This is a genomic window from Kitasatospora sp. RG8 (assembly GCF_017813315.1).
Lineage (GTDB): Bacteria > Actinomycetota > Actinomycetes > Streptomycetales > Streptomycetaceae > Kitasatospora.
In genome coordinates, this window is the sequence record NZ_JAGIYX010000018.1 from 1 (window position 1) to 18548 (window position 18548).

Below are 18548 nucleotides of genomic sequence, written 5' to 3' on the forward strand. Positions count from 1 at the left end.
GACGGGGAGCGGTCTGGGGAGCCGGGTGGAGATCGGCACGGGTGGCTGGAACGGGATCTCGGACTACGCGGGTGCGGACTTCACGGGTGACGGCATCGGTGACCTGGCGGCGGTGGACTCCGATCCGGGCGAGACCGGGAAGCTCTACCTCTACAAGGGCACCGGCAGCGGTCTGAGCTCCCGCACCGAGATCGGCTCCGGCGGCTGGTGAGCCGCGAAGCACGACGACGCAGTCCCGAATCCACATCGGTCCGCACCGAATCCAGGGGGAGAACACCCATGTCCGCACAGACCCGTCTGCGCAGGAGCCTGACCGTCCTCGCGCTGAGCGTCGCACCGCTCTGCCTCGCCGGGACGGCCGGCGCCGCGTCGGTCAGCACCTGGGACAAGGTGGCCGCCTGCGAGAGCAGCGGCAACTGGTCCATCAACACCGGGAACGGCTACTACGGCGGCCTGCAGATTTCCGAGTACAACTGGCGGCACTACGGCGGCACCCAGTACGCGGCCTATCCGCACCAGGCGACCAAGAAGGAACAGATCCTGGTCGCCGAGAAGATCCTCGCCGACCAGGGGGCCGGCGCCTGGACGTGCAGCCCCGGCACCGGACTGTCGACCGACCACGCGGACCCGTACCCGGCGGGGCCGGCCGACCCGGGGATGACGAACCTGACGGCGGGTGACTTCAACGGCGACGGCAAGAAGGACCTGGTGGCGGTCGAGGTGTCGACCGGCAAGCTGTTCTCCTACCCGGGGACCGGTACGGGGGCGCTGGGCGGCCGGGTGATGATCGGCAACGGTGGCTGGAACGGGATGGGCAACCTGGCGGTCGGTGACCTGAACGGTGACGGCGGGGACGACATCGTGGCGACCGAGAAGTCGACCGGCAAGCTCTGGGTGTACCCGGGCAACGGCCACGGCGTCGAGGGCCGGATCGAGATCGGCAGCGGCGGCTGGAACGGCATGAACAACACCGCGGTGGGCGACTTCACCGGTGACGGCGTGGCCGATGTCGTGGCGAGCGAGAACTCGACCGGCAAGCTCTTCCTCTACCCCGGCCTCGGCGGCGCCCTGGGCAAGCGGGTGGAGATCGGCTCCGGTGGCTGGAACGGGATGAACAAGATCGTCAGCCCCGGTGACATGAACAAGGACGGCCGGGACGACATCGTCGCGACCGAGAAGTCGACCGGCAAGCTCTGGCTGTACCCGGGGACGGGGAACGGCCTGGGGAGCCGGGTGGAGATCGGCACGGGTGGCTGGAACGGGATCTCCGACTACGCGGGCGCGGACTTCACGGGTGACGGCATCGGTGACCTGGCGGCGGTGGACTCCGACCCGGGGCAGACCGGGAAGCTCTACCTCTACAAGGGCACCGGCAATGGCCTGAGCTCCCGCACCGAGATCGGCTCCGGCGGCTGGTAAACGGGGGTCGGACGGCGTCGGTCCGGTAGCGGGGTTCAGTACGGCGGGCTCGCCGGTCAGGGGATTCCCCGGCCGGCGGGCCCGCCACTGTGTGACCGTCAGCACGGTCCATGGCGGCGATTGTTCACCGCCGGGGTCTTGTCGCGTCATTTTCTACGCGCGTATCTTGAGAGCGCTGCGGGGGGCGGTTGCCGGCTCCCGTCTGCTCTCTACGCGGGTAGTGCGCGATGTGCGCCTGCTCGGCGTACCTCCGACCCACCCTCACGGCCCGGCGGCCCCACGTCCGCCGGGCGAACGTGCCGCCCCCGTTGCCGTGCCGCCGCGCGCCACGGCAGACCAAGGAGTCCCGCCCAGGTGACCACGTCCCCCGCTCCCCGCCCCCGCTCGCGCCGCGCGCTGCTCCGTGCCACCCTCGTGCCGGCCGGCCTGGCCGCCTCGCTGGTGCTCGTCCCGCTCCCGGCCGCCGTGGCCGCGCCCTCGGCCGACGCGGCCCCGGCGGGTCCGACCGAGCCCGGGCCGCTGCGCATCCACGACATCCAGGGCACCACCCGGATATCCCCGCAGACGGGCAAGACCGTCGCCGGCGTGCCGGGCATCGTCACCGGCGTGCGCGGCTACGGCTCCAAGGGCTTCTGGATCCAGGACCCGAACCCGGACGCCGACCCGGCCACCAGCGAGGGCGTCTTCGTCTACACCGGCAGCGCCGCCCCGACCGTCAAGGTCGGCGACTCGGTCCTGGTGAGCGGCAAGGTGACGGAGTACTACCCGAACTTCGGCGGCGGCTCGCAGTCGCTCACCCAGCTGAGCGGCCCGGCCGTCACCGTGGTCTCCTCCGGCAACCCGCTGCCGGCGCCGGTCGTCGTGGACACCCGCAACATCCCCGGCACCTACAGCCCGGCGGCCGGTGCCGACGGCACCGTCAACGGCGTCGCCCTGAACCCGGAGAAGTACGCCCTCGACTTCTACGAGTCGCTGGAGGGCATGCTCGTCGAGGTCAAGGACGTCCGGGTGGTCCAGGCGACCGACAAGTACAACGAGCTCTGGGTCGCCGCCGACAAGCAGGACCAGAAGAGCAAGCGCGGCGGCGTGCTCTACGAGTCGTACGCCGAGCCCAACGTCGGCCGCCTGATGGTGCAGCAGCAGGCGCCCGTCTCCCAGCAGCCGTTCCCGGTCGCCAACGTCGGCGACGAGCTGGCCGGCACCACCAGCGGCCCGCTGGACTACAACCAGTTCGGCGGCTACACCCTGGTCGCCGGCACCCTCGGCGCGCTCCGGGACAACCACCTCCAGCGCGAGGTGACGGCCCCGGCCGGCGAGCGCGAACTCACCGTCGCCACCTACAACGTGGAGAACCTGGCCCCCGGCAACCCGGACGCCAAGTTCGCCGACCTGGCCCAGGCCGTGGTCACCAACCTGCGTTCGCCCGACGTCATCGCCCTGGAGGAGATCCAGGACAACAACGGCTCCAAGAACGACGGCACGGTGGACGCGAGCCAGACCGTGGCCAAGTTCATCGCCGCGATCAAGGCGGCCGGCGGCCCGGCGTACGAGTGGCGCTCGATCGACCCGGAGAACGGCAAGGACGGCGGCGAGCCGGGCGGCAACATCCGCCAGGTCTTCCTCTTCAACCCGCAGCGGGTCTCCTTCACCGACATCCCCGGCGGCTCCGCCACCTCCGCGGTGGACGTGGCCGGCACCGGCGCGGCCACCGCGCTGACCGCCTCGCCCGGCCGGATCGACCCCGCGGACGAGGCCTGGGTCAACAGCCGCAAGCCGCTGGTCGGCCAGTTCTCCTTCCGCGGCAAGAAGGTCTTCGTCATCGCCAACCACTTCAACAGCAAGGGCGGCGACCAGGGCATCGACAGCCGCTTCCAGGCCCCGGCCCGCAGCTCCGAGGTGCAGCGGGTCAAGCAGGCCACCGTCGAGCAGGCCTTCGTCGCCAAGCTGCTGGCCGCCGACAAGGAGGCCAAGGTGGTCTCGCTCGGCGACTTCAACGACTACCAGTTCTCGCCCGCGCTGGCCGCGCTCACCAAGGACGGCGTGCTCCGCGACCTGGTGAACGAGCTGCCCGAGAAGGAGCAGTACTCCTACGTCTACCAGGGCAACTCGCAGGTGCTGGACCACGTCCTGGTGAGCCCCGAGGTCGGGTACGCCAAGTACGACGTGGTGCACATCAACAGCGAGTTCGCCGTGCAGGCTAGCGACCACGACCCGCAGGTGGTCCGCATCAAGCCGTAGTTCCCGCGGCACGACCGAGGGGGCGGTGACCGGGGTCCGGTCACCGCCCCCTCGGGGCTTTCCCGCGGTGCGTCAGCGCAGGGCGGCGAGCACCGCGTCCGCCATCACCTTCTCGCCGGTGGCGTTCGGGTGGAACGGGACGGCCGGGGCGCCGGGCAGCGCGCCCTCGATCCAGCGGTCGTCCGAGCAGACGTCGTGGCCGGCGGTCGGGGTGGCGGTGTCCACGTAGGTGGCGCCGTTGGCGGCCGCGGTGGCCTTCAGCATGGCGTTCAGATTGCCGAGGACGCCGTACATGTACTCGACGTCGCCGGCGGTGACGGGCTGGCGGAGGAAGCACTTCGAGCCGTCGGCGGGCAGTACGGACGGGTAACCCACCAGCAGCACCCGGGCCTTGGGGGCCTTGGCGTGGATGCGCTGGAGCGTGTCGGCGATCTGCGGCTTCGCGGCCGCGGTCCGGTCCGCCAGGTCGTCGTTGCCGTACTGCCAGGACCAGGTCGACCAGTCCCAGTACCCGTGGTGGAAGACGTCCTTGCAGGGGGTGCCGAGCGGGTTGACCACCGCACCGGCGATGCAGACGCCGACCAGGTCGCCGAGCCCGAGGTCGGTGGCGCCGAGGTCGTTGCCGCCGATGCCGAGGGTCACCAGGTCGGTGTCGGCGGTGACGGCGTCCAGCTGGGGGTCGTTGACCCGGAGGAAGGCGTCGTACTGGGGCTGCGTCATCGCCTTCACCTTGGCGGCGGCGCAGGTGACGTCGGTGTAGGCGCCGGCCTTGAGCGCGGCGGCCACCAGGTGGCCGTAGTTGCGGTCCGAGCGCAGGCAGAGACCGGCCGACTGGCCGGGCACGCCGGCGCCGGCGGCGTACGAGTCGCCGAGCGCCACGTAGTGGTGGGGCGCCGGGGTGGCGGCCTGGGCGCTGGTGGAGGTCAGGGCGAGCGCGGCGCCCAGTGCGGCGGCGCCGAGCAGGGCGGACTTCCGGGCCTTCGGCGCGGCGGAGCCGGACGTGGGGGTGGTGCGGAGCTTCCGGGCAGGGCGGAGCACGGTTCCTCCTGGGGGAGAGAAACGACGGTGGGTGGGGGGTCGTGCGAGCCGCGGCCACAGCTACTACTCACAAGTAAGTTACTGTCAGGTTTCGCGTTCGTCCATGCATTGCGGGGAAGTTTCCGAAAAACCGTCAGAAGTATTTCGGAATTACGCTCCATCGCGTATCGAAGGTATTTCCGAAACGCCCCGGAGCGGAATTCACGCTGCTGCTCGTCATCGAACTGCCGTCGCCGCCCGTTGTTACCGGCCGGTTGACGCGTCCCGTCGCAGGCCGCAGTATCGGGCGCACGCGCGCACCGCCGGAGCACCGATGGAGGACCCCGCATGGCCCTGGACGCCGACGTCATCGTCATCGGAGCCGGACTGGCCGGGCTCGCCGCCACCGCCGAACTCGCCGACGCCGGAAGGAAGGTGATCCTGCTCGACCAGGAGCCCGCGGCCTCCTTCGGCGGGCAGGCGCACTGGTCCTTCGGCGGCCTCTTCTTCGTCGACTCGCCCGAGCAGCGCCGGATGCGGATCCGCGACTCGCACGCGCTCGCCCGGCAGGACTGGCTCGGCACCGCCGGCTTCGACCGCCCCGAGGACGCCTGGCCGCGCCGCTGGGCCGAGGCGTACGTCGACTTCGCGGCCGGCGAGAAGCGGGCCTGGCTGCACGGGATGGGCGTGCGGTTCTTCCCCGTCGTGGGCTGGGCCGAGCGCGGCGGGCTCCTCGCCGACGGGCCCGGCAACTCCGTGCCCCGCTTCCACATCACCTGGGGTACCGGGCCCGGCCTGCTCGAACCCTTCGTCCGGCGGGTCCGGGACGCGGCCGCCCGCGGGCTGGTCGACCTGCGGTTCCGCCACCGGGTCACCGGACTCGGCGCCAACGCCGGGGTGACGGACACGGTGAGCGGGGAGGTGCTGGTGCCCAGTGCGGCCGCCCGCGGCGAGGCCAGTTCGCGCGAGGTGGCCGGCCACTTCGAGCTGCGCGCCCAGGCCGTGATCGTCACCTCCGGCGGCATCGGCGGCAACCACGACCTGGTCCGCAAGGCCTGGCCCGCCCGGCTCGGCACCCCGCCCGAGCGGATGCTCTCCGGCGTCCCCGCGCACGTCGACGGGCTGATGCTCGGCATCACCGGCGAGGCCGGCGGCAACCTGATCAACGGCGACCGGATGTGGCACTACACCGAGGGCATCGAGAACTGGGACCCGATCTGGGCCCGGCACGGCATCCGCATCCTGCCCGGCCCCTCCTCCCTCTGGCTCGACGCGCGCGGGCGCCGGCTGCCCGTCCCGCTCTTCCCCGGCTTCGACACCCTCGGCACGCTCGAACACCTCCGCACCACCGGGTACGACCACACCTGGTTCGTGCTCAGCCAGAAGATCATCGAGAAGGAGTTCACCCTCTCCGGCTCCGAGCAGAACCCCGACCTCACCGGGCGCTCCCTGCGCGGCGTCCTCGGCCGCGCCCTGCCCGGCGCCCCCGGCCCGGTCCGGGCCCACCTGCGGCACGGCCCCGACTTCGTGGTCGCCGGCAACCTGGCCGACCTCGCCCGCGGCATGAACGCCAGGACCCGCGAGGCGCTGATCGACCCCGACGAACTGCGCCGCACCGTCGAGGCCCGGGACCGCCAGCTCGCCAACCCGTTCGCCAAGGACCTCCAGGTCACCGCCATCCACGGCGCCCGCCGGTACCTCGGCGACAAGCTGATCCGCACCGCAGCCCCGCACCGCCTCCTCGACCCGGCCGCCGCCCCGCTGATCGCCGTCCGGCTCGGCATCCTGACCCGCAAGTCGCTCGGCGGGCTGGAGACCGACCTCTCCGCCCGGGTGCTGCGCCCCGGCGGCGAGGTGCTGGACGGCGTGTACGCGGCCGGCGAGGCGGCCGGCTTCGGCGGCGGCGGCGTCCACGGCTACCGCTCCCTGGAGGGGACGTTCCTCGGCGGCTGCCTCTTCTCCGGTCGTACGGCGGGCCGCGCGGCCGCCGCCGCGACGGCGTAGCGGGCGGGCGCCGAGCGCCGGAGCGCTCGCGAAAGTAGAGCTTCTTTCTAGAGAAGTTCTCCAACCCTGCCCTATGCTTGCCGAGTTGGCGGCCGAGTCCGTGTCGGGGGCCGCCCGGGGGTCGAGCGGAGGACCGGGGATGTCCCCCAAGCAGCAGCGGGGCGAGGCGACCGTCGAGCTGCTCCTGAGCACCGCGCTGCGCGTGTACGCGGAGTCGGGCCAGGAGGGGTTCACCGTCACCGCCGTCACCACGGCGAGCAAGGTCAGCCTGGGCAGTCTCTACCACCACTTCGGGAGCTTCGACGGTCTCGCCGCCGCGCTCTACATCCGGTGCCTGGAGCGGCTGTTCGACGAGATGACCGCCGCGCTGGAGCGCAGCCGCACCGCGCGCACCGGGGTGCGGGCGCTCGTCCTGGCCTACCTGCGCTTCACGCAGGAGCACCGCGACGCCGCCCTCTTCCTCCACGCCTCCGCCTACTCCGGCTACCTGGCCGCCCGGGCGGAGCAGATCCGGGCCGCCAAGGCGGCCCGGATGGCGGTCATCGGCGCCTGGATGCGGCCCCGGATGGAGCGGGGCGAGATCGCGCCCGTGCCCGGGCCGATGGTCGAGGTCCTGGTCATGGGGCCGGTCGCGGAGGCGGCCCGCCGCTGGCTGTCCGACACCTACGACCTGGACCTGGCCGAGGCCGCGCGGATCCTGCCCGAGAGCATCTGGCGCTCGCTGCGGCCCGAGCCGGGGCCGCCGGAACCGGCGCGGTGACGGACGGGGGAGACTGATGGCGGCATGCACATGGTTGTTGACGACCCGTTGGGGCGGGATACCGGGAAAGGGCGGGGCATGACTGGGCGGGGGACCGTACTCGGAGGTCGCTACACGCTGACCGAGCGGATCGGCGGCGGGGGCATGGGCGCCGTCTGGCGCGCCGACGACCGGGTGCTGGAACGGCAGGTTGCAGTGAAGATCCTGCACGCGGGGCTGCTGGAGGAGGGGACGTTCGCGAGACGGTTCCGGCGCGAGGCCCAACTGCTCGCGGCGATCAGCCACCCGGGCATCGTGGACGTCCACGACTACGGCGAGAACGACGCGGAGGGCGAGCGGATCGCCTACATCGTCATGGAGCTGGTCGAGGGGCGGCCGCTGGACAAGGTCCTCGCCGAGGACGGGGCGATGCCCGCCGAGCAGGTCCTGGGGATGCTCGCCACGGCGCTCGACGCCCTGCACGCCGCGCACCAGCAGGAGATCGTGCACCGGGACGTCAAGCCCTCCAACCTGATGCTCGGGGCCGACGGCCGGGTGACGGTGACGGACTTCGGCATCGCGCGGGCGCTGGTGAGCACCACGCTCACGGCGACCAACGTGGTGATCGGCACCGCGCTGTACATGGCGCCCGAGCAGGCCGGGGGCGGGGGCGTCACACCGGCCTCGGACCTCTACTCGCTCGGCGTGGTCTGCTACGAACTGCTCACCGGCCTGCCGCCGTTCACCGGCGAGAGCGTGGTCGAGGTGGCGCTCAAGCACGTCCAGCAACCCGCTCCGGAGCTGCCGGAGGAGTTCGCGCCGGCGGTGCGGGAGTTCGTTGCGCGCGCGTTGGCCAAACAGCCCGGTGACCGGTTCGCGGACGCGGCCGCCATGGCGGCCGCGGCACGGGCCGCGGTCGGCGACCGGTCGGCGCCGGTCGCCGCGGTCGTGCGCCCCGTGCCTCCCCCCGCTCCCGAGGCCCCGGCGGCCGGCGCCGCCGGGGCCGAGGTGGCGACGGTGGGGCCGCGGACGGCCGCGGACTCCGGTGCGGGCCGGTCGTGGCGCCGGTTCCTGGTACCCGTCGTCGTCCCGGTGATCATCACCACGGGTGCCGCCACGGCCCTGCTGGTCGACCGGAGCCCGTTCCAGTCGCAGGCGCAGACCCCCGGCGCGCAGCCCGCCGTCTCGGCCCCGGCCACCACGGCCGGCGATCCGTCGGCGGCCACCACGCCGCCGGCCTCGCAGACCCCGACCACGCCGCCGGCGAGCGCCGACGCGACACCGAGCGCCCCGGCCGCCGCGCAGTCCGAGGCCGCCGCCGCACCGAACACCGGCGGCCAGTCCCAGGGTTCGGCCCCGCAGTCCGGCGGCGGCGGCGCCGCGGCGGGCGGCACGGGCTCGTCGGCGGGTGCGGCCGGCGGAGCTGCCAGTGGGTCGGGTGGCACCGCGCCGAAGCCGGGCGGTGGCGGCGGGGGCGGCAGCAACAGTGGCGGGAACGCCGGTGGTGGCGGCGGTGGCGGTGGCGGTGGATCCACGGCCAACCAGCCCGCCCCACCGGCCCCCGTGCCCGCTCCGACGACGCAGGCGCCCAACCAGCCGGCGCCCAACCAGCCCGCCCCCAAGCCGTCGACACCGACCGTGCCCGCCGGGTGCGGCGGCGCGAAGTGGGGCGACATCGTCAACGTGGCCGACGGCCAGAAGCTCGGCCTGGCCACCGGCAGCCCGACAGCGGGCGCCGCGGCCGTCATGGGCGGGACGACCGCCTACGGCTGGGTGCGTTCGGACCCGGATCCCGGCGGCTGGTACCAGATCTACCCGTGCAACCTGAGCAGCCCGGCCCTCGTCCAGGAGGCCGACTTCTCGAACCAGTCGAGCCGGAAGGTGATGCTCTCGTCGGGGTTCGGCTTCCTGAACAACTGGTCGGTGGTCGGCGCCGGCACCTCGGGCGTCTACTACCTCAAGGACTACTCGGGGTCGACCTGCCTGACCGACAACGGCGCGGGCAAGCAGGTCACCATGACCACCTGCACCCCCGGCAACAAGTACCAGCAGTGGCAGATCCCCTGACCCCGCCTCCGCTCAGTCCCGGCCGCCCGCGTGAGCCAACGGCGGGAAGACGGCCCGGGCGTCCCGGCCGGCGAACCAGAGGCCGATCACGAACGCGGTGGTCGCCTCCAGCAGCCGCGCCGCGGCCAGGCCGCCGGCCGGCACCGGCTCGGCGCCGAGGTCGGCGGCCAGCCGGCCGACCAGGGCGAGCGCGTCCGGGTCGTCCCCGCACAGGGGAACGGCCAGCGGGCGGCCGTCGAAGACCGGCGGGGTGAGCCGCCAGACGCTCTCGTGACAGACGTTGAACGCCTTCACCACGTGCGTGCCCGGTGCGGCCGCCGCGATCCGCTCGGCCATCGACGGCCCGCCCGCCGTGGTCAGGGCGAGGGGCGGGAACGCGACCGGGTTGGTGCAGTCGATCAGCACCCGCCCGGCGGGCGGGGCCGCCGCCGCCAGGACGCCCTCCGCCTGGCCGGCCGGCACGGCGACCAGCACCGCCTCGCCGAACGCCGCGGCCGCCGCCGGTCCCGCCACGGCCCGGGCGCCCGCGCCGGCCTGCCCGGCGGCCGTGGCCGCCCGCGCCGCGTCCCGGGCGCCGAACACCACCTCGTGCCCGGCCCGGGCCCACTGCCCGCCGAGTGCCTGCGCCATGTTCCCCGCCCCGATGATGCCGATCCGCATCCGAATCTCCCGTTCGCTCAGTCCTGTTCGGCCGGTACGGGATGACACTAGGAACGGCGGTGGTTACCGATCGGTGCGTGACGGACCTGCTAGGGGGAGCGGTGGACGAGGTGCCGGGCGAGACGTACCTGGCGGACTGCCGGGCGCGGGTCGCCTTCGACCTGCTGGCCAACACCTGGAGCTCGGTCGTGCTCTGGGCGCTGCGCGACGCCCCCGAACGCCCCGGCGAACTGCGGGCCCGGATCGGCGGCATCAGCGCCAAGGTCCTCACCGAGACGCTCCGCCGCCTGGAGTACAACGGCCTGGTCGTGCGCCGCAGTTACGCCGAGACCCCGCCCCGCGTCGAGTACGCGCTCACCCCGCTCGGCCGTACCCTCCTCCCGGCCCTGGAGGCGCTCGGCGAGTGGGGCTACCGGCACGGCGACGAAGTCCTGGAGGCGCAGGACCGGGCGGAAGCCTGATCCCCCGGGCGACTGCTCACCGGCCGTTACTCGCAGGCCGGTACTCGCGGGCCGTCTCCCGGCGTCCGGCGCTGAGCGCTCGTCTCCCGGCGCTCAGCGCTCAGTGCCCGGCGTTCGGTGTCCGGCGCTCAGCGCTCAGCGCTCGTCGGGGAGGCCGAGGCGCAGGTGGTCGACGTGGTAGACGGCCTGGTCGAGCAGGGCGGCGACGTGGTCGTCGTGGAGGGAGTAGACCACCGAGCGGCCGCGGCGCTCGCCGACGACCAGGCCGAGGTTGCGGAGCAGGCGGAGCTGGTGGGAGCAGGCGGACTGCTCCATGCCGACGGCGTCGGCGAGTTCGGTGGCGGCCCGCGGGCCCTCACGGAGCTGGGCGAGTATCAGCAGGCGGGAGGGGGTGGCGAGGGCCTGGAGCGTGCTCGCCACCTTGGCCGCGTTGGATGCGTCCAGGCGCATCTGCGGCACGGTGTGCTCGGCGGCTGCGTGTCCCATGGGGGCATCCTACGGGGCGGGTGCCGGACGGGATGGGCACACATGAACGAATGAAAGTGTGTTCATATGTTCCTGTATGGTGGCGCCCATGTCCGCCACCGTGCTCACCCGACCGCCGGCCTCCACCGCACCCGCGACACCACAGCCGCGCCGCACCCGGGTCCTGGCCCTGCCCGAGGCGCGCTGGGCGGCCGCCGCCACGGCCGCCTTCCTGGCCGCCCTCGCCGTGCAGCTCGCCGGCGGACCGGGCTGGGCGTCCGGGGCGCTGTACGCCGGGGCCTACCTGGCCGGCGGCTGGGAGCCGGCCAGGGCCGGGCTGCAGGCACTGCGCGAGCGGACCCTCGACGTCGACCTGCTGATGGTGGTGGCCGCGATCGGCGCCGTCGCGATCGGCCAGGTGCTGGACGGCGCCCTGCTGATCGTGATCTTCGCGACCAGTGGCGCCCTGGAGGCACTCGCCACCGCCCGCACCGCCGACTCCGTCCGCGGCCTGCTCGACCTCGCCCCCGCCACCGCCTGCCGGATCGGTGCCGACGGCCGTGAGGAGACCGTGCCCACCGCCGGGCTCGCCGTCGGCGACGTCGTGCTGGTCCGCCCCGGCGAGCGGATCGGCGCCGACGGCCGCGTCCTCGACGGTGCGAGCGACGTCGACCAGGCCACCATCACCGGCGAGCCGCTGCCCGTCGCCAGGACCGCCGGGGACGAGGTGTACGCGGGCACGCTCAACGGCACGGGCGCGCTGCGCGTCCGGGTCGGGCGGGACGCCGCCGACACCGTGATCGCCCGGATCGTCGCCCTGGTCGCGGAGGCGTCCGAGACCAAGGCGCCCACCCAGCTCTTCATCGAGAAGGTCGAACAGCGCTACGCCGCGGCCCTGGTGACTGCGACCCTGCTGCTTTTCGCCGTCCCGCTCGCCTTCGGCGCCGAACTGACCGCCACCCTGCTGCGCGCCATGACCTTCATGATCGTCGCCTCGCCGTGCGCCGTGGTGCTGGCCACCATGCCCCCGCTGCTCTCCGCGATCGCCAACGCCGGCCGGCACGGCGTGCTGGTCAAGTCGGCGGTGGTGATGGAGCGGCTGGGCCAGGCCGACACCGTCGCCCTCGACAAGACCGGCACCCTCACCGAGGGAGCGCCCCGGGTCACCGAAGTGGTCCCGCTGGCCGTCCCCGGGGAGGAACGGCCGACGGAGGACGAGCTGCTCGCCCTCGCGGCCGCCGCCGAGCACCCCAGCGAGCACCCGCTGGCCCGCGCCGTGGTCTCCGCCGCACGCGGGCGCGGCCTCGCGGTGCCCGCGGCCGACGGGTTCACCTCCACCCCGGGCGTCGGCGTCCGGGCGCTGGTCGGCGGAGCGGTGGTCGCGGTCGGCGCACCCGGCCCGTACCGGACGCACCCCGCCGTCACCGGACTGGAGGAGGCCGGCCGTACCGCCGTCCTGGTGCTGCGCGACGGCGAGCCGGTCGGCGTGCTCGGCCTCGCCGACCGCCCGCGCGAGCAGGCCGCCACCGCCGTCCGCGGCCTGGCCGCGCTCACCGGCCGCCCGCCGGTCCTGCTCACCGGCGACAACCAGCGGGCCGCCGACCGTCTCGCCGCGGAGGTCGGCCTGACCGAGGTCCGCGGCGGGCTGCTGCCGCACGACAAGCTGACCGCGGTCCGCGAGCTCGCCGACGGCGGACGCCGGGTGCTGATGGTCGGCGACGGCGTCAACGACGCACCCGCGCTGGCCGCCGCGCACACCGGCATCGCGATGGGCCGGGCCGGCTCGGACCTCGCGCTGGAGACCGCCGACGCGGTCGTGGTGCGCGACGAACTGACCGCCGTCCCGGCGGTGGTGGCGCTCTCCCGGCGGGCCCGCCGGCTGGTCGTCCAGAACCTCGTGATCGCCGGAGCGTTCATCACCGTGCTGGCGGCCTGGGACCTGGCAGGTACGCTGCCGTTGCCGCTCGGCGTCGCCGGGCACGAGGGCTCCACCGTGATCGTCGGCCTCAACGGCCTTCGGCTGCTGCGCGAACGCGCGTGGCGGCGGGCCCTGCCGAACGAGGAGGGGGAGACACGATGAGCCGTCGGGACCGTGAGCGCGGCGGGCAGGCCTCCGGCGCGCGGGGGCCCGCCGCCCCGGTGACCGTCACCGTCTGCCGGGGCTGCTGCTGCGGCACCCAGGAGAAGCACCCGGGCGTCGACCACGCCGGCCAGTACGAGCGGCTGCGCGAGGCCGTCGGCCCGGCGGGCAGGGTCCGGGCCGTCAAGTGCCTGGACGTGTGCGCGCACTCCAACGTCGTCGTGGTCGGCCCCTCCGGCGAGGGCCGCGCGGCGGGCGGCCGTCCGGTCTGGCTGGGCTGGGTGCTGGCGGACGACATGGTCGAGGAGATAGCCGAGTGGGTGCACGCCGGCGGCCCCGGCCTGGCCGATCCGCCGGGGCTGCTCGACCTCCAGCAGATCAGCGTCTCCCGCCGCGTCCGCGACGGCCTGTCCGGCTGAGGCCGATCTCCGCGGCCCGGCCGCGGAGCCGGACCGCCGGACCGCCGGACGGCCGTCCGCCGACCGTGGGCACGTTCCTCGGCGGTCCGCTCGGCGGGCCGGGGCACTACCATTTCCCGGGGCGCCCCGGCTTGGGAGGAAAGACGACGTGACCACGGTCTGCCGTATCTGCGCGGGCACCGGCCGCACCGCCGGTCTCAGCTGCCGCACCTGCCAGGGCACCGGCACCACCGAGGTCGGCGGCGGGGGCGGCAACTGCTTCCTCTGCGACGGCACGGGCGTCTACGTCCGCTACCGGGTCGACGCCGCCGGCGCCAAGCACGCCTACCGCGACGAGATCTGCCGCACCTGCGACGGCACCGGCAACCGCGCCCCCTCCACCTGGGACGAGGCCTCCTGACCGTCCGGCCGTCCGGCGGCGTGGCCGTCCGGGCGTCCTCGCCACCGTCCGTCCGGCGCCTGACGGTGTGACTCCTGACCGGTCGGCACGTGCGGGTGCATCAGGGCCGGTGGGAGGGCGGATGATCGCGTCCGCTCCGCACGCGCACCGAGGCTTTGCCGAAGCATGGTCGAACATTGGCGTTCGACTGACCGGCGCGCCGGTGCTCGTTCACCGCACGTCCGTGTCCGGTCCACGCTCCGCTGGAAGAGTCCCGCCCATGGATATCCCCAACATGGGCGTGCCCGCGAAGCTCGCCGACCGCATGAGCATGGCCGAGCAGCACGAGTACCTGCGGGCCCGTTTCTCCCGCCGCCGGATGCTGCGCACCGGCGCCGTCACCGTCGGCGCGCTGGCCGTGGGCGGTGCGCTGGGCAGCGGCACCGCGACCGCCGCGCCGGCCTCCCCGCAGCTGCTGACGGGCGGTGTGACCGACGGCGTCGACGGCTCGCTGGTCGCCCCGATCGGCCGTCACCTCGCCTTCGGCCCCGAGCCGGACACCCAGTTCCGGGTCTCCTGGCAGGTCCCGGCCCCGGTGAAGAAGCCGTTCCTGCGCTACGGCAAGCACCCGTGGGACCTCAGCCACAAGGTCCAGGCCGAGGTGCGCGCCCTGCACACCCCCGCGCTGACCCCGACCAGCCAGCCGGTGGACCAGTACTACCTGCACGTGGCGCTGGAGGACCTCCAGCCCGACACCACGTACTACTACGGTGTCGGCCACCAGGGCTTCGACCCCGCCTCGCAGCAGGCGATCTCCACCCTCAACACCTTCCGCACCGCGCCCCCGCGCGACCACCGCTGGGGCAAGGTGTACGAGCCGTTCACCTTCACCGCCTTCGGCGACCAGGGCGTCAGCGCGCACGCGGCCGGCAACGACCACATCATCCTGGCCCAGAACCCGGCCTTCCACCTGCACGCCGGCGACATCTGCTACGCCGACCCGGCCGGCTCCGGCACCGACCCCGACAAGTCGGTCTACAACGCCCGCACCTGGGACGACTTCCTGGTGCAGACCGAGACGGTCGCGTCGAAGGTGCCGTGGATGGTCTCCTACGGCAACCACGACATGGAGGCCTGGTACTCGCACAACGGCTACGGCGGCGAGAACACCCGGTTCTACCTGCCGGACAACGGCCCGGACCCGCGGACCGTCCCCGGCGTCTACTCCTTCCGCTACAAGAACGTCGGCGTCATCTCGCTGGACGCCAACGACGTCTCCTACGAGATCCCGGTCAACCTGGGGATCTCGGCGGGCAAGCAGACCTCGTGGCTGCAGCGCACCCTCAAGGACCTGCGCAACGACGAGACCATCGACTTCATCGTGGTCTTCTTCCACCACTGCGCCTTCTCCACCACCCACCAGCACGCCTCCGAGGGCGGTGTCCGCGAGGCGTGGGTGCCGCTGTTCGAGAAGTACCGGGTCGACCTGGTCATCAACGGCCACAACCACGTCTACGAGCGCACCGACGCGATCCTGGGCAACAAGGTCTCCAAGGCGGTGCCGAGCGGCGCCACCATCGAGCCCGCCACCGACGGCGTCGTCTACGTGACGGCGGGCGCGGCCGGCCGGAGCCTGTACCGCTTCGACGCCCCGGACACCTACGAGGGCCACGAGCAGCGCCTCGACTCGGTGGAGACCTACCACTTCGCCAAGGGCGGCGTGAAGGTCACCGAGACGGTCGAGTGGTCGCGGGTCCGCTACACCGGCTACTCCTTCATCAAGGTCGACGTCACCCCGGCCCACCTGGGCCAGAAGTCGTCCATGAAGGTCACCGCACTGGCCGAGGACGGCACGCAGGTCGACCACTACACGATCCTGCGCAAGGTCGGCGAGGGCTGGGACGGCAAGACGGACGACGACGGCGAGGGCGGCGGCTGGGGCTGGTGACGGACCGCGCCCGGTAGGCGCGTCGGCGCTCCCGTGCGCCGGCGCTCGCCGGATCACGCCTTCCGGCGCGCCCCTGCTCCGACGACGGCCCGGCCGGGACCGAACCCAAGCTCCCGGCCGGGCCGTCGCGCGTCGTCAGAGGGCGGCCAGCTGCTCCGCCAGGGTGTCGCTGTGCTGGAAGGTCAGCCCGGCCAGCGCGACGTGCTTCCACCGCACCGTGCCGTCGGAGTCCAGGACGAACACCGACCGGCGCAGCCCGAGCCCGGGCACCGCGATGCCGTACGCGCGGACGACGGTCCGCTCCGGGTCGGCGAGCAGCGGGAAGCCCAGACGGTGCTTGCGGGCGAACTGCTCGTGGCTGTCCAGCCCCTGGGGGCTGATGCCCCACACGGTGGCGCCGAGCCCGCGGAACCGGTCCAGGTCGGAGCTGTACGAGCAGAGCTGCTTCGTGCAGACGGGGGTGTCGTCGCCCGGGTAGAAGACCAGCACCAGCGGGCTGCCCTTCGCCTCGGCGAGCCGGTACTCCCGGCGCTCCGCGGTCCCGCTCTCCTCGTCCAGCAGCAGCCCGGGCAGGGTGAACCCGGGTGCCGGGGCGCCGATCTCGGGTGGTTTCGCCATGGTCGTCCCGTCCTTCGCAAGCGGCAGCGCGGTCGCCGCCCACCCTACGGCCGCCCGGCCCGGGCCCGCCCACCCCGTCGCCGTCCGCCGGATCCTCTCCGATGCCCCTTTCTCGTTGAAGAATTGACGCCGGTACGTGGTGGTGTCATGGCTGTCGTGCAGCGATGTCCGCAAAGTCTTCACTTCATAACGAATCGAGCAGCCCGGTAACGAGTTGTCCCTTCAGTTATTGACGTGGGCCTCGGGTGCGGATTGACTCCGTCCTCTGCCGCAACGCCGCGGCGCAGTCAGGAGGCAATCCCCACCATGAAGAGAACGACCCGGCGCGCGGCCAGAACGACCCGCTGCGTCGCCGCGGGCACGGCAGCCGTGTCGCTGGCCCTCACCCTCGCGGCCTGCGGCGGGAGCGACGCAGGGCCCCGTACGGACGGCGTGGCGAGCACGACCGTCGGTCTGCTGCTGCCCGAAAAGGCGTCCTCCACCCGGTACGAGGCCTTCGACAAGCCGCTGATCGAGTCCACGGTGGGATCGCTCTGCACCGGCTGCGTCGTCGACTACGCCAATGCGGACGGCAACGAGGCCGCCCAGAAGCAGCAGTTCGACGACCTGCTGGCCAAGGGCGTCAAGGTCATCCTGCTCGACCCGGTGAACGCCAAGGTCACCGCGCCCTGGGTCGAGGCCGCCGCCGCGAAGGGGGCGAAGGTCATCGCCTACGACCGGCTGGCCGAGGGCAAGGTCGCCGCGTACGTCTCCTTCGACAACCAGCGCACCGGCGAGATCCAGGGCCAGGCCCTGCTGGAGGCGCTCGGCCCGAAGGCCTCCTCCGCCTCGGTCGTGATGATCAACGGCGCCGAGTCCGACCCCAATGCCGCGATGTTCAAGACCGGCGCGCACCGGGCGCTCGACGAGAAGGTCAAGAAGATCGTCTACGAGCAGTCCGGCGAGTGGAAGCCGGAGGTGGCCACGGCGAAGATGAACGAGGCCATCCGCACCCTCGGCAAGGACGGCTTCCAGGCCGTGTACGCCGCCAACGACGGCATGGCGGCCTCCATCATCGAGACGCTGAAGGCGGCCGGGATCAGGAACGTCCCGGTCGGCGGGCAGGACGCCTCGCTGGACGCGGTGCGCCGGGTGCTCTCGGGCGAGCAGGCCTTCACCATCTACAAGCCATACAAGCCCGAGACGGACGCCGCGGGCAGCATCGCCGTTCAGCTGCTGAAGGGGATGGACATCAGCTCGTCGGTCAGCGCGGTCGTCGACAGCGGCGGGCTGCGCATTCCCTCGCTGCTGCTCACCCCGATCGTGGTGACCAAGGCGAAGGTGCAGGCGACGGTGGTCGGCGGCGGCCTCTACAAGGCGACCGAGATCTGCACCCCGCAGTACGCGGACGCCTGTGCGGCGGCCGGCGTCAGGTAGCGCGCGGAGGCCTGCGGCGGGGCGGCCGTCCGGGTGTCCAGTGTCCCGGCACCCGGACGGCCGGACGGGTGCGGAGCCGGTCGGTCAGTCCTTCAGCGCCGGGGTCCGTACATGATCACGGCTACCCCGGCCAGGCAGATCAGCGCCCCGGCCACGTCGTAGCGGGTGGGCCGGAACCCGTCCACCACCACGCCCCAGAGCAGCGAGCCGGCCACGAAGACGCCTCCGTACGCGGCCAGCACCCGGCCGAAGTGGCTGTCCGGCTGGAGCGCGGCGACGAAGCCGTACCCGCCGAGCAGCACCACCCCGAGCCCGGCCAGCCACCACGGCCGGGACTCGCGCACGCTCTGCCAGACCAGCCAGCAGCCGCCGATCTCGGCGAGCGCGGCGAGGGCGAACAGGGCGGCGGAGCGGAGGACGGTCATGGGCGCCAAGCCTACGAGCCGTAGGGGTCGCCCCCGTAGGACGGGCCGTAGTACTCCTCCAGGACGGCGTACTCCTCCAGGACGGCCGGGGGTTCGTCCTTGCGCTCCAGCGCCTTGGAGATCAGCGCGCGCGCCGGCGCGGCCTCCGGGGTGCCGCCCGGGGCCCAGGGGTGCATCCGGGGCCCCGCGGCGG

The 18548-nt window shown here is 73.3% G+C and carries 17 protein-coding genes and 1 pseudogene; 12 read left to right on the forward strand and 6 right to left on the reverse strand.

The window, feature by feature from the left end; translation table 11 throughout:
* From J5Y04_RS24660 to J5Y04_RS24670, 3 genes and pseudogenes are all read left to right on the forward strand, one after another.
* Positions 1-211, forward strand: a pseudogene (locus J5Y04_RS24660) (ATP/GTP-binding protein); the annotation flags it as partial.
* Positions 212-279: 68 nt separating this feature from the next.
* Positions 280-1419, forward strand: a complete 1140-nt coding sequence (locus J5Y04_RS24665; RefSeq protein WP_209414294.1) for an FG-GAP-like repeat-containing protein — start codon at positions 280-282, stop codon at positions 1417-1419.
* A 354-nt stretch (positions 1420-1773) separates the two neighbouring features.
* Entirely contained in the window at positions 1774-3657 is a 1884-nt protein-coding gene (locus J5Y04_RS24670; protein WP_374106096.1) for an endonuclease/exonuclease/phosphatase family protein, read from the forward strand.
* Positions 3658-3729: 72 nt separating this feature from the next.
* Here J5Y04_RS24670 and J5Y04_RS24675 read toward each other — a convergent pair whose 3' ends face one another.
* Positions 3730-4695 (reverse strand): SGNH/GDSL hydrolase family protein, encoded by a 966-nt coding sequence (locus J5Y04_RS24675; RefSeq protein WP_209414295.1) that lies wholly within the window; start codon positions 4693-4695, stop codon positions 3730-3732.
* Between the two features lie 327 nt (positions 4696-5022).
* Here J5Y04_RS24675 and J5Y04_RS24680 point away from each other — a divergent pair, with 327 nt between their 5' ends.
* The 3 genes from J5Y04_RS24680 to J5Y04_RS24690 all read left to right on the forward strand — a co-directional run bounded on the left by J5Y04_RS24680 (position 5023) and on the right by J5Y04_RS24690 (position 9484).
* Positions 5023-6678: an FAD-binding dehydrogenase gene (locus tag J5Y04_RS24680; RefSeq protein ID WP_209414296.1), complete on the forward strand. Its 1656-nt coding sequence runs from the start codon at positions 5023-5025 to the stop codon at positions 6676-6678.
* Positions 6679-6817: 139 nt separating this feature from the next.
* Complete coding sequence (locus tag J5Y04_RS24685; RefSeq protein ID WP_209414297.1) at positions 6818-7438, forward strand: TetR/AcrR family transcriptional regulator; 621 nt, start codon at positions 6818-6820, stop codon at positions 7436-7438.
* Between the two features lie 78 nt (positions 7439-7516).
* Positions 7517-9484, forward strand: a complete 1968-nt coding sequence (locus J5Y04_RS24690) for a serine/threonine-protein kinase (RefSeq protein ID WP_209414298.1) — start codon at positions 7517-7519, stop codon at positions 9482-9484.
* Between the two features lie 12 nt (positions 9485-9496).
* On the opposite strand, the gene J5Y04_RS24695 is transcribed toward J5Y04_RS24690, so the two are convergent.
* Positions 9497-10144: an NAD(P)-binding domain-containing protein gene (locus J5Y04_RS24695; RefSeq protein WP_209414299.1), complete on the reverse strand. Its 648-nt coding sequence runs from the start codon at positions 10142-10144 to the stop codon at positions 9497-9499.
* 77 nt (positions 10145-10221) lie between these two features.
* Here J5Y04_RS24695 and J5Y04_RS24700 point away from each other — a divergent pair, with 77 nt between their 5' ends.
* Positions 10222-10605, forward strand: coding sequence for a winged helix-turn-helix transcriptional regulator (locus J5Y04_RS24700; protein ID WP_374106098.1), 384 nt, complete (start codon positions 10222-10224; stop codon positions 10603-10605).
* A gap of 135 nt (positions 10606-10740) precedes the next feature.
* Here the strand turns inward: J5Y04_RS24700 and J5Y04_RS24705 are convergent, their stop codons facing one another.
* A complete protein-coding gene (locus J5Y04_RS24705; RefSeq protein ID WP_209414301.1) occupies positions 10741-11091 on the reverse strand; it encodes a metalloregulator ArsR/SmtB family transcription factor in 351 nt (116 codons plus the stop codon).
* 88 nt (positions 11092-11179) lie between these two features.
* On the opposite strand from J5Y04_RS24705, the gene J5Y04_RS24710 reads away from it, so the two are divergent.
* The 4 genes from J5Y04_RS24710 (at position 11180) to J5Y04_RS24725 (ending at position 15896) form a co-directional block, all read left to right on the forward strand.
* The gene (locus J5Y04_RS24710; protein WP_209414302.1) at positions 11180-13150 is read left to right on the forward strand and encodes a heavy metal translocating P-type ATPase; all 1971 of its coding nucleotides are present in this window, start codon (positions 11180-11182) and stop codon (positions 13148-13150) included.
* A complete protein-coding gene (locus J5Y04_RS24715) occupies positions 13147-13569 on the forward strand; it encodes a (2Fe-2S) ferredoxin domain-containing protein (RefSeq protein ID WP_209414303.1) in 423 nt (140 codons plus the stop codon). The genes J5Y04_RS24710 and J5Y04_RS24715 overlap by 4 nt, the downstream gene beginning before the upstream one ends.
* Positions 13570-13717: 148 nt before the next feature.
* Positions 13718-13969, forward strand: a complete 252-nt coding sequence (locus J5Y04_RS24720) for a hypothetical protein (protein WP_148645711.1) — start codon at positions 13718-13720, stop codon at positions 13967-13969.
* 259 nt (positions 13970-14228) lie between these two features.
* Positions 14229-15896 carry a metallophosphoesterase family protein gene (locus J5Y04_RS24725; protein WP_209414304.1) on the forward strand — a complete coding sequence of 556 codons (1668 nt, stop codon included), beginning with the start codon at positions 14229-14231 and terminating at the stop codon, positions 15894-15896.
* A gap of 135 nt (positions 15897-16031) precedes the next feature.
* On the opposite strand, the gene J5Y04_RS24730 is transcribed toward J5Y04_RS24725, so the two are convergent.
* Entirely contained in the window at positions 16032-16514 is a 483-nt protein-coding gene (locus tag J5Y04_RS24730) for a peroxiredoxin (protein WP_209414305.1), read from the reverse strand.
* Between the two features lie 306 nt (positions 16515-16820).
* Between J5Y04_RS24730 and J5Y04_RS24735 the strand changes: the two genes are divergently transcribed.
* Positions 16821-17930, forward strand: a complete 1110-nt coding sequence (locus J5Y04_RS24735; protein WP_209414306.1) for a sugar ABC transporter substrate-binding protein — start codon at positions 16821-16823, stop codon at positions 17928-17930.
* Between the two features lie 92 nt (positions 17931-18022).
* Here J5Y04_RS24735 and J5Y04_RS24740 read toward each other — a convergent pair whose 3' ends face one another.
* Positions 18023-18355, reverse strand: coding sequence for a YnfA family protein (locus J5Y04_RS24740; RefSeq protein WP_148645715.1), 333 nt, complete (start codon positions 18353-18355; stop codon positions 18023-18025).
* An 11-nt stretch (positions 18356-18366) separates the two neighbouring features.
* Positions 18367-18531: a hypothetical protein gene (locus tag J5Y04_RS24745; RefSeq protein ID WP_209414307.1), complete on the reverse strand. Its 165-nt coding sequence runs from the start codon at positions 18529-18531 to the stop codon at positions 18367-18369.
* Positions 18532-18548 lie beyond the last annotated feature (17 nt).

Excerpts from the sequence above, each read along its gene's own strand:
- J5Y04_RS24665 (WP_209414294.1), top strand. The coding sequence starts at position 280 with ATGTCCGCACAGACCCGTCTGCGCAGGAGCCTGACCGTCCTCGCGCTG.
- J5Y04_RS24680 (WP_209414296.1), top strand. The coding sequence starts at position 5,023 with ATGGCCCTGGACGCCGACGTCATCGTCATCGGAGCCGGACTGGCCGGG.
- J5Y04_RS24685 (WP_209414297.1), top strand. The coding sequence starts at position 6,818 with ATGTCCCCCAAGCAGCAGCGGGGCGAGGCGACCGTCGAGCTGCTCCTG.
- J5Y04_RS24690 (WP_209414298.1), top strand. The coding sequence starts at position 7,517 with ATGACTGGGCGGGGGACCGTACTCGGAGGTCGCTACACGCTGACCGAG.
- J5Y04_RS24695 (WP_209414299.1), bottom strand. The coding sequence starts at position 10,144 with ATGCGGATCGGCATCATCGGGGCGGGGAACATGGCGCAGGCACTCGGC.
- J5Y04_RS24705 (WP_209414301.1), bottom strand. The coding sequence starts at position 11,091 with ATGGGACACGCAGCCGCCGAGCACACCGTGCCGCAGATGCGCCTGGAC.
- J5Y04_RS24710 (WP_209414302.1), top strand. The coding sequence starts at position 11,180 with ATGTCCGCCACCGTGCTCACCCGACCGCCGGCCTCCACCGCACCCGCG.
- J5Y04_RS24715 (WP_209414303.1), top strand. The coding sequence starts at position 13,147 with ATGAGCCGTCGGGACCGTGAGCGCGGCGGGCAGGCCTCCGGCGCGCGG.
- J5Y04_RS24725 (WP_209414304.1), top strand. The coding sequence starts at position 14,229 with ATGGATATCCCCAACATGGGCGTGCCCGCGAAGCTCGCCGACCGCATG.
- J5Y04_RS24730 (WP_209414305.1), bottom strand. The coding sequence starts at position 16,514 with ATGGCGAAACCACCCGAGATCGGCGCCCCGGCACCCGGGTTCACCCTG.
- J5Y04_RS24735 (WP_209414306.1), top strand. The coding sequence starts at position 16,821 with ATGAAGAGAACGACCCGGCGCGCGGCCAGAACGACCCGCTGCGTCGCC.
- J5Y04_RS24740 (WP_148645715.1), bottom strand. The coding sequence starts at position 18,355 with ATGACCGTCCTCCGCTCCGCCGCCCTGTTCGCCCTCGCCGCGCTCGCC.
- J5Y04_RS24745 (WP_209414307.1), bottom strand. The coding sequence starts at position 18,531 with ATGCACCCCTGGGCCCCGGGCGGCACCCCGGAGGCCGCGCCGGCGCGC.